Genomic DNA, 19,538 nt, shown 5'->3' with positions numbered 1-19,538 from the left:
GAGTGGAATAATTTTGAAACTTAATTGGAATAAAAAATATACTACAATTGCTGTATATGCTTTTTTGGTCATAATAGCGAGTGCAGCATGTTTTGTAATTTTCAACCAATTTGGAATAGTATTAAATGGGATAAATAAAGTGCTCGGCATGCTAAGTCCATTTTTCATTGGAGGAGCTATTGCATATATACTTAATTTTTTGCTTAGGTTTTATGAACATATATTATTAAAACGTGGACCTTTTCTAAGATTAAGTAAGAAGCGTAGAAAAGCCATAGCCATTGCATTAACCTATTTGACTATTTTGGTAATTATATTTGCGATTATGAATTATGCGGTACCGCAAGCCGTAAAATCCATAAGTCACTTGATAGACAATACTCCAAGGTATATTTCGGAAGTCATTGACTGGGCGGAAGCAACCTTTGAAAAATTGAATTTAAGCGAAGAGTTTATAGATGAATTCAACGAGAAAGCCAGAGAATTCTTGGGAAATATCAACAATATGATTAAGAGCATGTTGCCTGTCGTAGGATCTTTTATTAGTTCCACTATGTCCAAAGTGACAAGCTTTATTTTAGGATTTATTATTTCAATCTATATACTGATTGAAAAAGAAAAATTTGCTGCGCAGTCCAAAATGATTCTCTATTCGTGGATGAGTGTAGATAAGGCGAATTATACTATAAACTTAGCTTCCAGAATGCATAATTTGATGAAGAAATTTTTGCTCGGACAGGGTTTGGATACCCTTATAGTTGCAATTGTATTTTTCATAGTACTTCTCATAATGAAGGTACAGTATGCCGGATTACTTGCATTCTTGCTTGGAGTTACCAATATGATTCCATGGATAGGACCATGGCTTGGTGCTATACCTGCAGCGATTATTATACTTTTCCAATCTCCTATTAAGGTAGTTTGGTTTGTAATTGCTGCACTGGTTATTCAGCAAATTGACGGAAATCTATTGGCGCCGAGAATCCACGGTGAATCCCTGGGAGTGTCAGGATTTTGGATAATCTTTGCAATTGTAGTCGGTGGTAGTCTATTCGGATTCTTGGGAATGCTGATAGGAATTCCGGTCTTTGTACTGATTTATTCACTGATTAGAGAATTTACTGAAAAAAGACTTGCGAAGCGTAATCTACCTTCCAGGTCAGCATATTATAAAGACAATATACTTCAAGTTGCAGAGGATGAAAAAGAGAACAAGGAGTTGTAGATATTGGATAATAGAACGAAAGGAATTCTGTCTTTAATTGCATCTACCGCATCATTTTCACTGATGGGCGTTATGGTTAAGATGACAGGTGGGAAAATACCACTGATGGAACAGGTTTTCTTTAGAAATTTTGTCATGCTATTTATCGCTGCCTACTGGGTAAAGAAAAGTGGATCATTGTATTTTGGTCATAAAGGGAACAGGCACCTACTTCTTTTCAGATCTATGTTTGGGTTTATGGGGGTAGTTACGACTTTCTATGCCACCAATAATCTTTACTTGGGAGATGCACAATCACTATTAAAACTGGCGCCATTTGCGGTAACAATACTTGCAGTTGTATTTTTAAAGGAACATATTACTAAAGTTCGTATATTGGCACTGATTTTCGCTTTTGTCGGAGCTTTAATAATAATAAATCCCCAGTTTAATTCGGAAATCTTTCCGTCACTGGTTGCATTGTCGGCAGCATTTTTTGCCGGATCTGCATATGTACTCGTAAGCTATATTTCAAGAAAATCGAATAAGGAATCGGGAATGACGATTATTTTTATTTTTTCCTTCCTTTCCTGTATATTCTCGCTACCTTTTATGCTTATGAACTTTGTAATACCAACACCGCTTCAGCTGTTTCAGCTGCTCATGATCGGTGTGTTCGCAGCCATGGGACAGTATTTCGTAACAACTGCTTATGGATTTACAGATGCATCGGCAATCAGTATATTTGACTATGTAGGGGTTATTATCTCGACAATACTCGGAAGACTTGTATTTGGAGAAAGTTTAAAACAGACGAGCTATATCGGGATGGCAATCATCATATTAAGCGGACTCATCTCATATTATGATGTAATGCATATTAAGAAGAATGTAAGTTTAAAGTAAAAAACGGCCAATTGGCCGTTTTTTTTGATAGGCTAGATTTTGAGGTAGCGACGAGGAGATATCGCTTTTTGTATTTCTCTCCCTCCGAGTTTGCTTCGCAAACCCACCTCCCTCGTCAGAGGGAGGCTAAGTGATTGCCAACACTTCTATTTTTGAACTACTGCATTCTTACTAATCATTCTGCGCTTGAGAAGTCTTCTAGCTCCATCTGACGGAAGTCGAATTCTAACCAATTACTTCGTTCTTTTGTGGCTCCATCTGACGAGGGAGCTGCTTATGTTATCATTTGAAGTGCAACACCTATAAGAAATAAAAGACAACATTGTCATACTCGTGTAAAATGTAATCACCACATACAATTTTCTTAGGAGGAAAATATGTCATCATACTCTCACTTTACGCAAGAAGAAAGAGAATACCTACAGGAGCTTTTATCAAAGGGTCATAGCATGAGAAAAATTGCTGATTTTCTAGGAAGAAATGTATCTTCTATTAGTAGAGAGATAAGCAGAAATCGCACAAAGTATAAGCCTAGAAGGCCTAGTAATAATAAATACCAATATAATTCTTGGAGAGCCCAATGCTTAGCTATTCATAGACGCAGGCAAAATCGTAGATATGCATTAGTAGCAGGAAGTATTAAGTACATCTATGTAGTAGATAAGCTTTCAATGTATTGGTCTCCAGAACAAATTGCTAAAAGATTAATGATTGATCACCCTGGTCTAAAGGTTGGAATATCCACTATTTATCGATATCTAAAGAGAAACGAATTACCTGATGTATGTGTTAAGAAAAACTTGAGAAGACGTGGTAAACGTCAGAATAAGAAAGATAATACTTACAATACGATACATCCAGATCGTATTATCCCAGAATGGACAAAAGAAATAAAAGAAAGAAAAACTATTGGACATTGGGAAGGTGATACTGTTTATGGAGGTATAGGTAAAGGAGCATTGGTAACATTAGTAGACAGAAAAACAAGACTATTAGTAGCAACCATAGTCGATTCACGAAAGGTTAACACAACCCGTTTAGCTATTGAAAAAGCAATGCAGGGCAAAGTTGTTAAAAGTATATCATTCGATAATGGATCTGAGTTTTCAGAATTTAAGGATTTAGAAAAAAATCTTAAAACATTAGTATATTTCGCAGAACCTCACAAACCGTGGCAAAGAGGAACAAATGAGAATACAAATGATATTATTAGATTTTTCTATCCTAAAGGATATAATTTTCATGAGTTATCTGAAGAAGAGCTTCAAGAAGTAGTTGGGTTGATTAATAACCGTCCTAGAAAGTGTTTAAACTGGAAATCACCAATGGAAGTATATCATAAATAAGTGTTGCACTTGGTTGACTTTCTAAGCTGTCAGCTGTGCTGACTGAGGGAGAGATATAAAAAGGAATTCGAGAGACTGCGAAAAAAAGTCTGTAAATATTGAATAGCTTCCTATGATTAGTTAAAATAAAAATAACATAGGAGGCTTTTTAAAATGGCAAGAAGAAAAAAATTAAGTGAAGGAAAAAAAGAAATCATATCTTATCTAATCAATGAGTATGAAATTGAGTCAGCAAAGGACATACATGATGCTATTAAGGATTTACTAGGAGATACTATAGAAAGCATGTTAGAAGCCGAAATGGAGCACCATTTAGGATATGAAACAAACCAAAGAAGTGACAATGAAAACTCTAGAAATGGATACAAAACTAAAAGAATACGATCAAGTATGGGTGAATCTGAAATATCAGTACCTCAAGATAGAGACTCAAGCTTTGAACCTCAAATTGTAAAAAAGAGACAAAAAGACATATCTGAGATAGAAAATAAGGTAATAGGAATGTATGCAAGAGGTTTGAGTACTAGACAAATATCTGAACAAATCTATGATATCTATGGATTTGAAGTTAGTGATGGACTGGTTTCAGACATAACCGACAAAATTCTGCCGGAAATAGAAGACTGGCAAAAAAGACCACTGTCAGAGACTTATCCTGTAGTGTTCATTGATGCTATTCACTTTTCTGTTAAAGAAGAGGGTTTAATATCAAAGAAAGCAGCATATATAATACTCGGAATAAACGAAGATGGGCTTAAAGAAGTATTAGGAATATATGTAGGACAAAACGAAAGTAGTAAATACTGGTTAGGAGTCCTAAATAGCCTAAAAAACAGAGGAGTAAAAGATATCTACATCATCTGTTCAGATGGACTAATAGGTATAGAAGAGTCCATATCAGCGGCATATCCAAAAGCTGAGTGGCAAACCTGTATAGTTCACATGGTAAGAAACACATTAAAATACGTATCGTACAAAGATAGAAAACAATTTGCAAATGATTTAAAAACAATATATCACGCACCTGACGAAGAAGTAGCAAATAAGAATCGTTTGAAAGTAGCTGAAGCATGGGATAAAAAATATCCAGGATCAATGGATAGATGGGAAAGGGAGTGGAATTCAATAACGCCAATCTTTAAGTATTCTAAGGAAGTTAGAAAAATAATATATACTACGAATGCTATAGAGAGTTTAAATAGCTCATACAGACGGTTAAACCGTAATAGATCAGTATTCCCAAGTGCTACGTCACTGATGAAAGCACTATACTTAGCTACAAATATAATTGCAAAGAAATGGAATATTCCATTAAGAAGTTGGGGATCAATAGTAGGAGAATTGAGAATAATGCATGATTTAGAGAACTAACACACTCCGCCACCATTGACAAAGAACCTAAAAAATGGTGCAAGGTAAATACCGAAGGCGAAGCAAAGACTGATAAGTATGTATTTTGCCTTCGTCGGCTTAGTGTACCATTTTTTAGAACCCTTATCAATGGTCCCCTTCGGTGGCTCCTCTTATTATTTACCTCAGGCTCTGCAAAGAAAAAATTGACAATATATCAAGCTTGATATATAAATAAATAATGAGGGCAGTAAAATCCACCCTCATAAACATTAACTAATTATAGGAAATAAATAATTTACAGAGATTATTTCGCACTGCCGAATTCGAAGAATTCTACCGCTATATTTTAAACTTATCTCTAACTACCGCTAAACTCACAACTTTCCCCACAGCTCTATGATTGATTCCAAAATCTAAATAATCATATAAATTTTAAACGAAGTGACTAAAAAAGCTAAAGTAATTACAATCTATGCTTTTCTCTCCCTCCGAGTCGCGTAGGCGATTCACCTCACAGATTTAGAGGTAAGAAACATTATGTGTTAGGATAGATTTTAGAAGTGGCGACGAAAAGATGTCGCTCTTTGTTAGCTCCATCTTTTGGCAGTCGAATTATAGCCAATCATTTCGCTCTTGGGAATTCTTTGCATGAAACCTATCATAATTTCGAAAAGCATCTCAATCCGGGTTTTGGACTAAATTTTAAATAAATACCATCTATACTTAGTAGTTTCGTAAACGAGTTGAAAAGGCTTCATAAGCCCGTTTACAATCCCTTGACAATCATACCTAAGCATCAAAACTCCGGCTTTTTTAGTCTGTTCGATGTGTAGGATGCTGTCAATTGAGATGACTTCCTGAGAGGAGGTTTCAGGAGAATCAATTCTAAAACGTATGGGATTAGGTAATCCCTTGAGATTAAAATAAGCAATTACTTCAATTTCTTTCATAAGTACTTTCATAAAATCAAATCCTTTTTTTGTGGTTAATTTAGCTGAGATTTACAAGTTTTGATATAAGGTTTTTAAGTTTTATTGTAGGGGAGATGTGATCTTATCGGACGTGGGGCCTATGGTATCAAAGAAAAATCTTTATATGTAACTTCGGTCCCCATGTATAAAAAAGAGATTTTTTATCCAAAAGAGGGATATGTTGTGATTTTTCTGACTATGGAAGGATTTAATAGAAAAATCTACCACTCAAAAAGCGACACCCTAGCAATACGATTTTAAATTTATTCGACTTGAAGTCGTTTGTAAAAACATATCATATAAAAGCGACATCTTCTCGTCGCTACATTCAGTACACCCAGGGAAATGATTTTAAATTTTTCTGACTTTGGAAGGTTTTAGTAGAAAAATCCATTTATTGTCCTGTAAGGTTTTGATTCTATTCTTTCAAGCGAAGCGGTATTAGAATCTCTGGAAGAGCAATAAATGGCTTTTTCTTAAAACCTGGAACGGAAGAAAAATTTAAAAACTTTTTGCCCTTCTATTCTTTCAAGCGAAGCGGTATTGGAATCTCTGGAAGAGCAATAAATGGCTTTTTCTTAAAACCTGGAACGGAAGAAAAATTACAACTTATTCCGACACCATGTCTTTTATCTTTTAATCTTCTAATCTCTATATTCCCCAAACTCTTAAGTAAGCAAACTCGACATCATCGGATACTCCTCTTCCTCTATAACCCCTCCAATAACCGGCGAAATCCCCGAGTTTAAAAATATTGAACGGTGTATGGATTTCAGACCGTATTTTAAGCGTATGGAATCTATGGCTTCGTCTAAATTATCATAGTCTTTTTTGTAATCATCAAAAAGGGAAAGCTGGACTGCCTTATCATCTGTAAGTCTACCTGCTCTAACAGATATATGTCTGATTGGTTCGCCTGTCCATATCTTTCTGAAAATTTTTCTGGCCATATTATAAATCGACTCAGTTGCATTTGTAGGTGAGTACAGTTTTCTCTCCATTCCATAATGTCGGAATTCACTGTTTTTATAGCCTACATGGATGACCGAAGATTTCATGGATATGGCTCTAAGCCTTAATGCGACCATCTCGCAAAGTGCCAATACGACCATCAAGGCTTCCTTTCCACTGCAGACATCAAAAGAAATAGTCGTTGAATTGCCGACGCTTTTTATTGGAAGTGAATCGACTCTGACATTTGATGACTCAATGCCGTTTGCAAACTCCCATATGGTAAGCCCAGGCTTTTTTAGCCATCCTTCTATATAATCTCTGCTTAGATTTGCTAAATCTCCTATGGTTTCAATTCCTCTTGAAATCAGCTTTTTTTCTGTTCTGGAACCTACCATAAAAAGATCTCTCACCGGAAGAGGCCAAAGTTTTTCTTTGATTTCATTTCTGTATAGGGTGTGCACTCTGTCGGGTTTTTGAAAATCGGATGCCATCTTGGCAAGGAGTTTATTGTCGCCTACTCCGATGTTTACAGTGAAGCCAAGCTCTTCTTTTACTCTCTCTCTAATCATATGAGCAGTGGCGAGAGGATCTCCATCACTTGAAATATAGTCCATAAACATCTCATCAATGGAATACCTTTGAACCAGGGGAGAGTATTCTTTGACTATATCTACAAGTGCATTGCTCGCAATGATATACCTTTCATAATTGGGAGGGACACTTACGAGATTTGGACATTTTATCTTTGCCGAGGCTACAGATTCTCCTGTCTGGATATCGTATTTTTTAGCAGGGATAGACTTGGCAAGCACTATACCATGTCTCTTTTCGATATCACCACCTACTATTGACGGAATATCCCTAAGGTCGACAGCGGCACCTCTTTGCATCATATAGGCAGCTTCCCAGGATAGATATGCCGAATTTACATCTATATGAAAAATCTTATGCATAATTCACCTCCCTTTAGTTCTTAACTATATTCTACAAGAACATATGTTCGAATTCAAGTACCCTATTCCCGAATTTTACAATATAAATAAATTTGGAGAATAAAAGCAGAATCAATGTTTAGAATTAAAAATATATTTAATATATACCGTTCTACTTGCAGACTTTAACTAATACTGTTAAACTGATATGAGGAAAGATAATTATCATGGAGGCGGGTAATGAATATAAAAGAACTATCAATTAATACAATAAGAGTATTGTCTGCTGAGCAAGTACAAAAGGCAAATTCGGGACATCCGGGGTTACCACTTGGAGCAGCACCTATGGCATATACGCTATGGGCAGATGTAATGAAGCATAATTCTAAAAACCCTAAATGGGCGAACAGAGACAGATTTATACTGTCAGCAGGACATGGATCAGCGCTGATCTACTCACTATTACATCTATTTGAATATGGTCTTGACATGGAGGAGTTAAAAAACTTTAGACAGCTTGACAGTTTAACTCCGGGACATCCGGAATACGGTCATACTATAGGTGTTGAAGCTACTACCGGACCGCTGGGACAAGGTCTATCAATGGCAGTCGGTATGGCGATGGCAGAAGCTCATTTGGCAAAAACTTATAATACAGATGATATAAAACTTTTTGATCATTACACATATACAATAGTGGGTGACGGATGTTTAATGGAGGGAATCACCAATGAAGCATCATCACTGGCAGGTCATCTTGGACTTTCTAAACTGATTGTACTGTATGATTCAAATAATATAACCATAGAAGGGGATACCTCGCTTGCATTTACAGAAAGTGTAAGAACCAGATATGACGGATTAGGATGGCATACTCAATTAGTTGAGGATGGAAATGATTTGGATAAAATCTTAGAAGCTGTTAACAATGCCAAGAAATCAGACAAGCCTTCATTGATTGAAATAAGAACCAAGATAGGTTACGGATCTGCAAAAGAAGGAATGGCTTCTGCTCATGGAGAGCCACTGGGTGAAGAAAATGTAATTGGACTTAAGAAAAACCTAGGCTGGACTGAAGAAGGTGAATTTGTAGTGCCTGAAGAAGTCAGGGCTCATATGAGTGAACTGGCAGCAAAAGGAGAAGTATACGAATCAGAGTGGAATAAACTTTTAGAAGAATACAAGAGTAAATATCCTGAAAAGTATGAAGAAGTTATGAAGGCTTTAAATGGTGAACTTCCGGAAGAATATATGGACTCTGAAGAATTCTATCATTTTGAAAAAGATATGGCGACAAGAGCTTCTTCAGGAGAAGTATTAAATAGACTTGCCGACAAAATATCATATCTATTTGGAGGTTCAGCAGACCTGGCACCTTCGAATAAAACAGAAATGAAAAACAGAGACAGTTTTTCAAGAGAAAACTATGCGGGAAGCAATGTTCACTTTGGAGTTAGAGAGCATGCCATGGCAGCTATATCAAATGGACTTGCACTACATGGTGGAGTAATTCCTTATTGTGCAACATTCCTGATTTTCAGTGACTATTTAAAACCTGCACTGAGATTGTCGGCACTTATGGGCCAAAGAGTAATATATGTATTTACTCATGACAGCATAGGAGTAGGAGAAGACGGACCGACTCATCAACCTATTGAACAATTACCAATGCTTAGATCCATACCAAATACTGTGAACTTTAGACCATGTGACGCCAGAGAAACAGCTGCAGCTTGGAGCTATGCTATAAGAAGAACTGACGGACCGACAACACTGTCACTTACCAGACAAGGCTTAAAAAACCTTCCCAGTACAGGGAAAGACGCACATAAAGGTGCATATGTTTTAAAAGATTTTGGCGAGAAGATAGATTTAATCATGATGGCGACAGGTTCAGAAGTTGGACTGATATATGAAACAGCTGAAACATTGGCATCTGAAGGATATGGAATCAGAGTAGTTTCAATGCCTTCTATTGAAGTGTTTGAAATGCAGGACGAAGAGTATAAAGAGTCAGTACTGCCTTCAGAAATCAGAAACAGAATATCCGTTGAAGCGGCTTCATCAATGGGATGGCATAAATATGTTAAAGACGGTATAGTTATATCCAAAGACGACTTCGGAGCATCAGCGCCGGGGGCAGAATTATTTAAGAGATTTAATTTCACCACTGAACATGTATATGCTAAAGCGAAAGAATTATTAAAATAAGGAGGACAGCAGTGCTGCGTTATTTGACGTGCACTGCTTTTTTATAATATGTGTGGAAGATATTCACTAGATGCAGATGTGTTTGCAATATTAAAACACTATAAGATGCAAATGGAAGATTTGGAATATGACGGAAGAGATGAAATATTCCCAATGAATAAAAGTCCCGTTCTGGACATGGATAGAAAATTGAGATTTATGGACTGGGGATTTTTGACTACTTTCTCTAAAAGACCTCTTATAAATGCAAGAGGAGAGACCGTAAGTGAAAAGATAACTTTTAAAAAGCCGTTTATGACGAGTAGATGTATAATACCTGCGACCTCTTTTTATGAGTGGGAGACCATAGATGGTAAAAAAGTGAGAAATAGGATTAAACCAAGCGGGTTAGATTTATTTTCAATGGCGGGAATCTATAAAACCATGAATATAGACGGAGTTTTGGTCTATCAATACTCAATAATCACGACCGAGTCAAATGATCAGATGGCGTATATTCACGACAGAATGCCTGTAATACTGTCTGCAAAAGATGAAAATATGTACTTGGACAAAGGAGCTTCCGTCCAAGAACTTGAAAAATTTTTAAAACCATATGAAGGCGAGTTATTAATAACACAGGATTAATAAAAACTACTATGATTTAAGGTGCCGGTTATGAAAAATAATTTCATCACCGGCACCTTGATTTAAAGATAAGTTTTATTATATTTATAGATTATCTAGAGATAATTCTATCATAAGCATTAATGCTTTTTAAATGTTTGATTATTTAGTCAGTTTTTAAAAAAGTATTTTTAAAAATGCTTTATAAAACAATATATGCATTTTTAATACTAAAGTAAATGATTAAAGCAAATAAGGATATAAATATTATTGATTCCGGAACTCTTTTTTTATAAATAAAAAACAATAGTGATAGAAATAGGTAGGCAGGTACCAAATACCCAAATAAAATTCTACCATAGTAAGGGAAGAAAGATCCTAAAATCACCACCATTAGTATAATCATATTGAGCAGATTTCTTTTTTCTTCGTAAAAATCAATTATTTTTTTCACAATAGCCTCCTTATGTAGAATAAGTAAAATAGTTTTATCTAAGCCAGCTAAAATGCAAAATAGACCTAGCGTTTGAATTTATTAGAGTGTAACAAAAAACTGTATATATTTAATAAGCGTTCCAGTAATTAATAATTGTATTGTATCATATTATGATATTGATATGATTTCTTTATAAAGATTTTATAATTACCGGGAGAAGCTCGACTGGATAGATGATTGCCGAAGGGATAAAAAACACTATAGAGTTGAAGGAAAAAGGATTTTTTATTTCTAGAAGAGAATAAAACCGGTGTACAATGAAGTAAATAAACTTAGAAAGATACAAAGAAAGACTTTATTTAAATACTTAAATCAGGAATAGTTTAATCAATACTAAAGACCCACTTTAATTAAAACTAGGCATGTCAGAATATAATCCAGAACTTAAGCGATAAAGTATTCCATTGTAGGTGTAAATAGATGATAATTAAAAAACATATCACGACTTCAAATGCATATTAGGCTGCCGGATGTGCATTTGACATATATATATATATATTAGAATACAATTGGGTATATATCTTATTATATAGGTAGTGTTGAGAAACCATAGAAAGGAAGAAAAAAATGAAAAAAAGATTGGTTTATATGCTAGTATTAGTTTTAGTTTTTTCTGCGATAATGGGAAGCTCTGCATTAGCGTTTAACGCAAATGAAGAATCGATTATGCCTCAAGCTAAAAGGTATATTCAAATTGAAAGGTACTATAATCATATACCCCCGCTGTATATAGATTACTGCGATATGGGATGGGGTGGAAGACTGAATAGATACTACTATGGATATGATGATGGCACTGGACTTTACAAAGGATTTTATGGTGGTTATATAACTGATATGGGTTGCCCATATAGTATTGTGTTAGAATTAGAGTAGGATTTCAATTTTTCAGAAATGCTTATAATATTTAATTAAATAAATAAGATATATACCCATTTAATTGGAGGTTTGGCATATGAAGACAGAACTATTAAAAAGCTATAGACGTAAAGATCCATTACTGGTACTGGTGTTTTTATTTTTAATAATCTTATTTATGTTTTTTCGAATCAATTCACTTGAAAAAGAGATAGGCAGGTTTGAATCCAAAACGAATGCCGATGTAGCCGGCAGCATAAGTAATTATTTTGGCAAACTTAAACTTGGGAAAGATTATTTACATTTAAAAGATATAGAAAATAAACTACGCCAAAAGTCGATTGCTGAGTCAAATCAAAAATCAACCGGTTTGGAAATTGTAAATGCCAGGATTGCGTATGACGAAAAAGTATTAGAGTTTCGTGAACTGGGGAAAGAGATAGAAGCTTTTTATCCGGGGGAACCGGATCTTTATATAGTTCAGAACAGTGAAATACAAAGGCTTGGATACGGATATGTAAGGGAAAACAGTTTTAATACTCCAATGCAAGCATTACATAAATTATCAGTAATCTACTTGGGGATACCTGCAGTATTATTTTTTATATTTCTCTTCGTGCTCATTATGAAAGAAGTGGTAGAAGAGCATATGCTTGAAAACACTATGCCCATAGCATGGGTTAAGATTGTGTTTAGAAAATTCATTTTATTTTTATCGTATGTATTAGTTTATATCGTACTGTTTAGTGTTGCAGTATTTATTGTCTATTACCTTAAGGGAGGGGCTTTAGGAGAGTTTGATTATCCTGTACTTATTGAGAAAACAGGAACTATTTCTAAGATATGGAATGTTGTGCTTTCCAAACAATTATATTTTGCACTATACCTATTGGCGACTCTAACTGTGTACTTCCTGTTCTTAAAGATAATCGGAGAAATGCGTATATCGATGGTTCTTATAACCATGCTCTTATATATGATAAATGTATTGTCACAAAATGCGAGGATTAATATATACTCGCCGGTGGCTTATCTATCCATAGAAAATGGATGGATGCTTGCAGAAAAATCAATTCTTTCCCTACTTTTTATCCTGGTATTTATACTTATAGTAATTGTTTTGAATTATATTTTAAAAGATTTTAGAACTGGACTTATTAAAACGGTGTCGGGAAGGCTAAAATTAAAAACAAGATCACTTATTATAAATGATTTAAACAACAAACTTAGTGGATCTTTAGTTTGGATACTGCTATTTGCATTATGTTTTGGGGTTGTAGTAGACCAAGTTTCCGGAAGGAAATACTTGAAAACCGAAACGGCTTTTATACAAGAATTAAAAATGGATGTAGTAGTTAAACAAAGTGCATATGATTCTAGTAAAGAACAGGCTTTAGCCAGGATTAATGAACTGAAAGAAAATGATAAAACTGAAGCCTATGAAGAAGAATCCCATAGATGGAATTTATTGGGGCCTCATTTAAATAGTATATATTATGATGCGGCTAAGAGGCTTGTCGCATATAATAAAAAAAGTGCGACAGAGTTTTATGCACAGCAGAACAAATTCTTAGATATTGCAGCGAAAAAAGATACTTATGATTTGGTGGTTGACAAAAATGTACTTTTTTCGTATCAATCAGAGCATAAATTCGACAACACAAGATACGAATATGCAAAAACTCAATTGAAATATATGGAGGATAGAAATCTACTGCCTACGAGTAAGTCACTGGAGGTTTTTCATTTCCATAATGATAGTGAGGTTATAGAGTGTTATGATAAGTCTGCGATAGGATATTATCTTTATGCATATAGGGAGAATGTGGTTCTAGTTATGGTTCTTGCAGCTATAATCCTCACAGGGGGCGGACTTACAAAGAAGACTAAGGATGATAATTCAGAGCTTTTCTATAATCTGATGCCGATAAAGAAGTGGTATATATACTTCGTATCTTGGATAAGTAGTGTGATAAAATCATCCATAGTCTATATATGTATACAATTGCTAGCTTTTTTAGGTCTAAGTGCAATATATGGAATTGGAGATGGCAGATATCCGGTATTTAATTATATGGGAAGAAGTGGAAGTTTTGAGTGGATGCCGAGGTCCGAGGTGTTGTTCCAATACTTTGTTTTGGGCTTACTAATACTGCTTTTCCTACAGTCACTGTCCAATCTCTTGTCGCTAAGAGTTAAAAATACTTATTTGAATACAGTATTGACCATGGGTATAGCGGGATTAGGTTTTTATATAAGCAGACAGTTTTTGCCTAATTCATTGAATCCATTTATTTATTTAAATCCGGGTGATATCGTAAATAATAAACTGGCATCACAGCTCCAAAATACAGGAATAAGTTTTTACAGAGGATGTATTACAATTATAATCATCTCTATAGTTATTATGATAATAGGCTGCGTTTTATACTCCGGAAAGGAGAGGAGAAGGATATGAGTATTTTAAAAATTACCGATTTAGTCGTTAAATATGGTTCTAAGCCGGTGTTAAAAGGTATTGATTTAGAAATCGATTCACCGGGAATCTATGCGCTTGTGGGACCTAATGGTAGCGGTAAGACAACTCTTTTAAATGCAATTTCAAATTTAATACCTAAGTCATCCGGAAAGATCACGGTATTTAATTCGGATAACTCCAATATTTCAAATTATAAAGATATGTCTTATTTTCCAGACCAAAGAGTGCTTTATCCCTATTTGACAGGATATGATCATTTCAACATCCTAATGAATGTCTATAAAATAGACAAAGGCACTGTAAAAAGAACTATAGAAAAATTTAATATTGAGTCTTATATTGGGAAGAAAGTTGGAGAGTATTCGCTTGGGATGAAGCAGCATTTGCTGATTGCACTGTCTTCAGTCATAAAACCTAAGCTTATGATACTGGACGAACCTATGAACGGGCTGGATCCTTCAAATATAGTGAAAATCAGAAAATTACTTATAGATATTGCAAACGAAGGGACTGCCATACTCATTTCATCTCATAATCTATTTGAGATAGATATGATGACGAGCAAGGTATACTTTTTGAAAGACGGAAAACTTATGTATGAGGAGTTAAAGCTGGAGGAGAGAGTTATATTCAGTTTTGAAAAGGACATAGTAGATGAATCGATTAAAACGGATACGAGATTTAAGATAGAGGGTAGTAGCATAGAGGTCAATACAAAAGATATATCAAAATCTGAAGCTCTTTCAATACTCGGTGAACTTCCTAACAAAATCGTCGACTTTAAAATACAGAGTAAGAGTTCGGAAGATAGATATCGAGAGATATTCGAAATATAGAAGACAGCTTGATCATACAAATGGTGTTAAAGACCTTTGCGTAAATGCGAAGGTCTTTATTATGAAATTGATTTTTACCTAATTATAAATAAAACATATATTTTAAAAATATTTAATAGATGGGGTATATACTAGATTAATGACAGAAGGAGTTTACTAAAACCTCATTATTATAAATTAGCTTTTACTTTTATAAATTATATGCTATACTATTTATGTAAAGATATGGAGTCGGTGGGATAAAATTTAATCACTTGGGACAAAAAGAACCCGGAGGTTGCATGATAATTTCAGATTTGATGAAATTGATTCCCGAAATGGCGGAAATGTATTTAACTAGAATTGATATTCTAAAGGTTATTTCAGGTAATCAACCTATTGGAAGGCGTGCTATTTCAAGGATTTTAAATATAAATGAACGCCAGGTCAGGAATCAATCGGAAATATTACAAAAATTTAAATATATTAAAACCTCGGAAATGGGTATGTATATTACAGAGGAGGGGCTTGAGGTACTAAGAATGAGTGAAATGTATGCTCATGAGTTCAAAAACCTATCCTCGATAAGAAATGCTCTAATTAAGAGTTTGGGCATTACCGATGTTCACATTATAGATGCTTCTGTGGCAGGTGTCTTAAATGAGGTGCAATTTGCAAGTAGAGCCCAAATTTATATCCACGATTTTTTGGAAAACAAACAGGTTATTGGGATTACAGGTGGCAGTACTATGAAGTCACTAGTTGATGGTATGAATGTTGACAGATCCTATCCCGACTCAATAGTAGTTCCGGCGAGAGGAAGTCTTGGCAGGAAGTACAAGTATCAAGCAAACTCTATAGTAGAAATCCTGGCAGATAAACTGGGGGCAGATTACTTTATTATTAACTTTCCCGACTATATCGATAGCGATTTGATGCAAGGTATAGAGCAGGATGAAGAGATACAAAGGTATAATAGTTTAGTAAACGAGATTGATTTGCTGATATTTGGCGTGGGAAGAGCTGACATAATGTCACAGAGAAGAGGTTTGAGTTCCAACAATGTTGAATTGTTGGAAAGGGAAAGAGCAGTTAGCGAGGCTTTTGGTAATTATTTTGACCTGGATGGAAATATAATCTACGAAACAGGTTCCATAGGACTGAGTCTGGATGGTTACAAGAAGGTGAAAACTGCTATTGCAGTTGCTTCCAGGAAGCGAAAAAGCTGAGGCAATTGTGTCGCTTTGCAAGGTCAGATCCGATGTCTATATTATAATGGATTTAGACTGTGCAAAAGCTGTTATGGAATGTCTAAAATAGCGAAAGCTATAATATAAGGAGGTTAGTTAATGAAAGTTGCATTAAATGGTTTTGGAAGAATAGGTAGAGATGTTGTTAGAATTTTATTTGAGGATAAGGTTGAGGAAGTTGAACTGGTAGCAATCAATATACTTGGAGATTTAGAGTCTGAAGCAAGACTTTTCAAGTATGACTCTCTTTATGGCAAATTTGATGGAACTATTGAGGTTGAAGAAGATGCTTTTATAATTAATGGAAAGAGAGTTCAAATTGTTTCTGACAGAGATCCGGTAAACCTACCTTGGAAAGAACTTGGAGTAGAGCTTGTAATAGACTCAACAGGTGCCTTTAGAGATTATGAAGGACTTTCTAAGCATATTCAAGCCGGAGCTAAAAAAGTAATAGTAACTGCTCCTGCAAAAGGTGAAGATATTACAATCGTACTTGGTGTAAACGAAGACAAATACGATCCTGAAAATCACAATATTATTTCAAATGCTTCATGTACTACTAACTGTCTAGCACCATTTACAAAAGTAATAATGGAGAAATTCGGTATTGTTAAAGGTTTAATGACTACAATTCACGCTTATACCAATGACCAAAATCTTCATGACAATAAACATAAAGATCCAAGAAGAGCTAGAGCTGCAGCACTTAGCATGGTTCCAACTACCACAGGAGCTGCCAAAGCTGTTGCATTAGTACTTCCTGAACTTAAAGGAAAACTTAATGGTTACGCAGTAAGAGTTCCGACCCCAACTGTTTCAATAGTTGATGTTGTGTTTGAACTTGAAAAAGAAGCTACTAAAGAGGAAATCAATGCAGCACTTAAAGAAGCTAGTGAAACCAATCTAAAAGGTATACTAGGTTTTGCTGAAGAACCTCTAGTGTCTATCGATTATCAAGGAGATCCAAGATCTTCAATCGTTGATGCAGATCTTACTATGGTTAATGGCAATATGGCTAAGATAGTTTCTTGGTACGACAATGAGTGGGGATACTCACAAAGAGTTGTTGATTTAGCTAGATTTGTAGCTACTAAATAATCGTAGTATATTAATAGGAACTAAACCTCATAAGTTTGGTATTCTCAGGTAAAGCCCGGCTTAGCTGGGCTTTAAATTTTACAAGAGGTGATGGATTATGTTAAATAAAAAGACTTTGAAAGATTTTGATTTTAATGGTAAAAAGGCGCTTGTCAGAGTGGATTTCAATGTACCGATGTCTAAAGAAAAAGAAGGCGAGATTGCGGACGATGTAAGGATTCGTGCAGCTCTTCCAACTATTGAGTACTTGATGGATAATGGTGCAGTTGTAGTTTTAATGTCACATCTAGGAAGACCTAAGGGAGAGGCTAATCCAAAGTTTACATTGGAACCTGTAGCGAAAAGACTTTCAGAACTCCTTAAAAAAGATGTTGCTTTCATAGCCAGTGATGTAGTAGTAGATGATGAAGTAGTGGCTAAAGTAAATGAGCTGAAACCGGGAGATGTTTGCCTACTACAAAATACAAGATATAGAAATGAAGAAGAAAAAAATGATGCAGAATTTTCTAAGCAGCTTGCTAAGCTTGGAGATATCTATGTAAATGATGCTTTCGGAACATCTCATAGAGCTCATGCGTCAAATGTAGGTGTTTCTTCAATACTTCCATCGGCCGTTGGTATGTTGGTTGAAAAGGAATTGTCGGTTATGGGTAAAGCTCTTGAGAACCCTGAAAGACCGTTTATAGCAATTCTCGGTGGAGCAAAAGTAAGTGATAAAATCGGTGTTATAGAAAATCTGCTAACCAAGGTAGATACTGTAATTATCGGTGGGGGTATGGCATATACTTTCCTAAAAGCACTAGGAAAGGAAATCGGAAGATCGCTACTTGAAGAAGATAAAATAGATCTTGCGAATGAAATCATGAAAAAAGCTAAGGCAAGCGGAGTTAAGCTGCTTCTTCCACTTGATAGCGTTATAGCTGATGAGATAGATAAAGATGCAGTGACAGAAATCGTAGATATCGATAGCATTCCAAAGGACAAAGAAGCGCTGGATATTGGACCTAAGACTGCAGAGTTGTTCGCAGAGGAAATTCTTAAGGCTAAGACAGTGGTTTGGAACGGACCTATGGGAGTGTTCGAAGTTAAGCCTTTCAGTAACGGAACTCTTGCCATTGCAAAGGCATTGGCTGAAGCGGATGCGGTTACAATTGTAGGAGGAGGAGATTCAGCTCTTGCAGTTGAAGTTGCAGGATATAAAGACAAAATAACTCATGTATCCACCGGAGGAGGAGCATCCTTAGAATTCTTGGAAGGAAAGGAATTACCGGGCGTAGCGGCTATTGAAAATGCATAGGGGGTAGCAATGAGAAAACCATTAATTGCGGGTAACTGGAAGATGAATTTTGTAACATCGGAAGCTGTCGAGTTTACAAAAGCATTAGTTTCAAATAAATTTAATGATGATGTAGAAAAGCTTATATGCGTACCATCTGTACACTTAAGTGAACTTTCTAAGCTTCTTAAGGGTACGGACATTAAATTAGGTGCTCAGAATATGTACTTTGAAGAAAGTGGAGCTTTTACCGGAGAAGTATCTCCGACTATGCTTCAAGATTTAAAAGTGGATTATGTAATAATCGGTCACTCTGAGAGAAGAGAGATTTTCAAAGAGGACGATGAAATGATTAATAAAAAAGTAATCAGTGCCCTTGCACATAGTATTACACCTATACTTTGTTGTGGTGAAACTCTTGAAGAAAGAGAAAAAGGTGTTCAGGAAGAGAAGGTTAAAACTCAACTAATTGAAGATTTTAAAGGGATTTCAGCTGAAGATGCAGCCAAGGTTGTAATTGCTTATGAACCTATCTGGGCAATAGGCACCGGTAAGACGGCTTCTACTGAAGATGCTCTACAGATGATAGTGTTCATTAGAAAGATGATTAGTGAGTTATACAACTCAGAGACTGCAGAAAGTATTAGAATACTCTATGGTGGAAGTGTAAAACCTGACAATATCAGGGAGTTTATGGAAACCGGAGAAATTGATGGAGGATTAGTTGGAGGAGCAAGCTTAAAAGCTGACAGTTTTGCGGCTCTGGTCAACTATTAACTGGAG

At 35.4% G+C, this 19,538-nt stretch carries 17 protein-coding genes; 13 read left to right on the top strand and 4 right to left on the bottom strand.

All coding sequences use genetic code 11. The annotated features are described in order from the left end of the window. The first annotated feature begins 13 nt into the window (after positions 1 to 13). The 4 genes from VZL98_07855 to VZL98_07840 all read left to right on the top strand — a co-directional run bounded on the left by VZL98_07855 (position 14) and on the right by VZL98_07840 (position 4,827). Positions 14 to 1,225 (top strand): AI-2E family transporter, encoded by a 1,212-nt coding sequence (locus VZL98_07855; protein ID WVH62610.1) that lies wholly within the window; start codon positions 14 to 16, stop codon positions 1,223 to 1,225. Between the two features lie 3 nt (positions 1,226 to 1,228). Further along, entirely contained in the window at positions 1,229 to 2,110 is an 882-nt protein-coding gene (locus VZL98_07850; protein WVH62609.1) for a DMT family transporter, read from the top strand. Positions 2,111 to 2,487: 377 nt separating this feature from the next. Next, entirely contained in the window at positions 2,488 to 3,456 is a 969-nt protein-coding gene (locus tag VZL98_07845) for an IS30 family transposase (protein ID WVH62608.1), read from the top strand. A gap of 153 nt (positions 3,457 to 3,609) precedes the next feature. Then, on the top strand, positions 3,610 to 4,827 hold the full coding sequence (locus VZL98_07840) for an IS256 family transposase (protein WVH62607.1): 1,218 nt from the start codon (positions 3,610 to 3,612) through the stop codon (positions 4,825 to 4,827). Positions 4,828 to 5,504: 677 nt separating this feature from the next. On the opposite strand, the gene VZL98_07835 is transcribed toward VZL98_07840, so the two are convergent. The 3 genes from VZL98_07835 to VZL98_07825 all read right to left on the bottom strand — a co-directional run bounded on the left by VZL98_07835 (position 5,505) and on the right by VZL98_07825 (position 7,687). Next, entirely contained in the window at positions 5,505 to 5,771 is a 267-nt protein-coding gene (locus tag VZL98_07835) for a hypothetical protein (protein WVH62606.1), read from the bottom strand. Positions 5,772 to 6,300: 529 nt separating this feature from the next. After that, entirely contained in the window at positions 6,301 to 6,444 is a 144-nt protein-coding gene (locus tag VZL98_07830) for a hypothetical protein (GenBank protein WVH62605.1), read from the bottom strand. A gap of 4 nt (positions 6,445 to 6,448) precedes the next feature. Further along, positions 6,449 to 7,687, bottom strand: a complete 1,239-nt coding sequence (locus VZL98_07825; GenBank protein WVH62604.1) for a DNA polymerase IV — start codon at positions 7,685 to 7,687, stop codon at positions 6,449 to 6,451. 219 nt (positions 7,688 to 7,906) lie between these two features. On the opposite strand from VZL98_07825, the gene tkt reads away from it, so the two are divergent. Further along, entirely contained in the window at positions 7,907 to 9,877 is a 1,971-nt protein-coding gene (gene tkt / locus VZL98_07820) for a transketolase (GenBank protein ID WVH62603.1), read from the top strand. Positions 9,878 to 9,925: 48 nt separating this feature from the next. Next, positions 9,926 to 10,504: an SOS response-associated peptidase gene (locus VZL98_07815; protein ID WVH62602.1), complete on the top strand. Its 579-nt coding sequence runs from the start codon at positions 9,926 to 9,928 to the stop codon at positions 10,502 to 10,504. Between the two features lie 181 nt (positions 10,505 to 10,685). Here VZL98_07815 and VZL98_07810 read toward each other — a convergent pair whose 3' ends face one another. Beyond that, positions 10,686 to 10,937: a hypothetical protein gene (locus tag VZL98_07810; protein ID WVH62601.1), complete on the bottom strand. Its 252-nt coding sequence runs from the start codon at positions 10,935 to 10,937 to the stop codon at positions 10,686 to 10,688. A gap of 609 nt (positions 10,938 to 11,546) precedes the next feature. Between VZL98_07810 and VZL98_07805 the strand changes: the two genes are divergently transcribed. The 7 genes from VZL98_07805 to tpiA all read left to right on the top strand — a co-directional run bounded on the left by VZL98_07805 (position 11,547) and on the right by tpiA (position 19,532). Beyond that, positions 11,547 to 11,855, top strand: a complete 309-nt coding sequence (locus VZL98_07805) for a hypothetical protein (protein ID WVH62600.1) — start codon at positions 11,547 to 11,549, stop codon at positions 11,853 to 11,855. A gap of 79 nt (positions 11,856 to 11,934) precedes the next feature. Further along, entirely contained in the window at positions 11,935 to 14,295 is a 2,361-nt protein-coding gene (locus VZL98_07800; GenBank protein ID WVH62599.1) for a hypothetical protein, read from the top strand. After that, the gene (locus VZL98_07795; protein ID WVH62598.1) at positions 14,292 to 15,152 is read left to right on the top strand and encodes an ABC transporter ATP-binding protein; all 861 of its coding nucleotides are present in this window, start codon (positions 14,292 to 14,294) and stop codon (positions 15,150 to 15,152) included. Before VZL98_07800 ends, VZL98_07795 begins: the two co-directional genes overlap by 4 nt. A 281-nt stretch (positions 15,153 to 15,433) precedes the next feature. Next, a complete protein-coding gene (locus tag VZL98_07790) occupies positions 15,434 to 16,360 on the top strand; it encodes a sugar-binding domain-containing protein (GenBank protein ID WVH62597.1) in 927 nt (308 codons plus the stop codon). 120 nt (positions 16,361 to 16,480) lie between these two features. Further along, positions 16,481 to 17,479 carry a type I glyceraldehyde-3-phosphate dehydrogenase gene (gene gap, locus VZL98_07785; protein ID WVH62596.1) on the top strand — a complete coding sequence of 333 codons (999 nt, stop codon included), beginning with the start codon at positions 16,481 to 16,483 and terminating at the stop codon, positions 17,477 to 17,479. Positions 17,480 to 17,576: 97 nt separating this feature from the next. After that, the gene (locus VZL98_07780) at positions 17,577 to 18,776 is read left to right on the top strand and encodes a phosphoglycerate kinase (GenBank protein ID WVH62595.1); all 1,200 of its coding nucleotides are present in this window, start codon (positions 17,577 to 17,579) and stop codon (positions 18,774 to 18,776) included. A gap of 9 nt (positions 18,777 to 18,785) precedes the next feature. Beyond that, on the top strand, positions 18,786 to 19,532 hold the full coding sequence (tpiA, locus tag VZL98_07775; protein WVH62594.1) for a triose-phosphate isomerase: 747 nt from the start codon (positions 18,786 to 18,788) through the stop codon (positions 19,530 to 19,532). The last annotated feature ends 6 nt before the right edge of the window (positions 19,533 to 19,538 follow it).

The sequence above is a fragment of the Peptoniphilaceae bacterium AMB_02 genome (assembly GCA_036321625.1).
Lineage (GTDB): Bacteria > Bacillota > Clostridia > Tissierellales > Peptoniphilaceae > Microaceticoccus > Microaceticoccus formicicus.
The sequence above is the reverse complement of the archived record's forward strand: the minus strand, read 5'-3'. Positions and strand labels throughout refer to the sequence as shown.

Bases quoted from the DNA above. Each gene is read 5' to 3' on its own strand.
- tpiA (WVH62594.1), top strand. From the start codon at position 18,786: ATGAGAAAACCATTAATTGCGGGTAACTGGAAGATGAATTTTGTAACA.
- VZL98_07845 (WVH62608.1), top strand. From the start codon at position 2,488: ATGTCATCATACTCTCACTTTACGCAAGAAGAAAGAGAATACCTACAG.
- gap (WVH62596.1), top strand. From the start codon at position 16,481: ATGAAAGTTGCATTAAATGGTTTTGGAAGAATAGGTAGAGATGTTGTT.
- VZL98_07825 (WVH62604.1), bottom strand. From the start codon at position 7,687: ATGCATAAGATTTTTCATATAGATGTAAATTCGGCATATCTATCCTGG.
- VZL98_07840 (WVH62607.1), top strand. From the start codon at position 3,610: ATGGCAAGAAGAAAAAAATTAAGTGAAGGAAAAAAAGAAATCATATCT.
- tkt (WVH62603.1), top strand. From the start codon at position 7,907: ATGAATATAAAAGAACTATCAATTAATACAATAAGAGTATTGTCTGCT.
- VZL98_07815 (WVH62602.1), top strand. From the start codon at position 9,926: ATGTGTGGAAGATATTCACTAGATGCAGATGTGTTTGCAATATTAAAA.
- VZL98_07780 (WVH62595.1), top strand. From the start codon at position 17,577: ATGTTAAATAAAAAGACTTTGAAAGATTTTGATTTTAATGGTAAAAAG.
- VZL98_07795 (WVH62598.1), top strand. From the start codon at position 14,292: ATGAGTATTTTAAAAATTACCGATTTAGTCGTTAAATATGGTTCTAAG.
- VZL98_07790 (WVH62597.1), top strand. From the start codon at position 15,434: ATGATAATTTCAGATTTGATGAAATTGATTCCCGAAATGGCGGAAATG.
- VZL98_07835 (WVH62606.1), bottom strand. From the start codon at position 5,771: ATGAAAGTACTTATGAAAGAAATTGAAGTAATTGCTTATTTTAATCTC.
- VZL98_07800 (WVH62599.1), top strand. From the start codon at position 11,935: ATGAAGACAGAACTATTAAAAAGCTATAGACGTAAAGATCCATTACTG.
- VZL98_07805 (WVH62600.1), top strand. From the start codon at position 11,547: ATGAAAAAAAGATTGGTTTATATGCTAGTATTAGTTTTAGTTTTTTCT.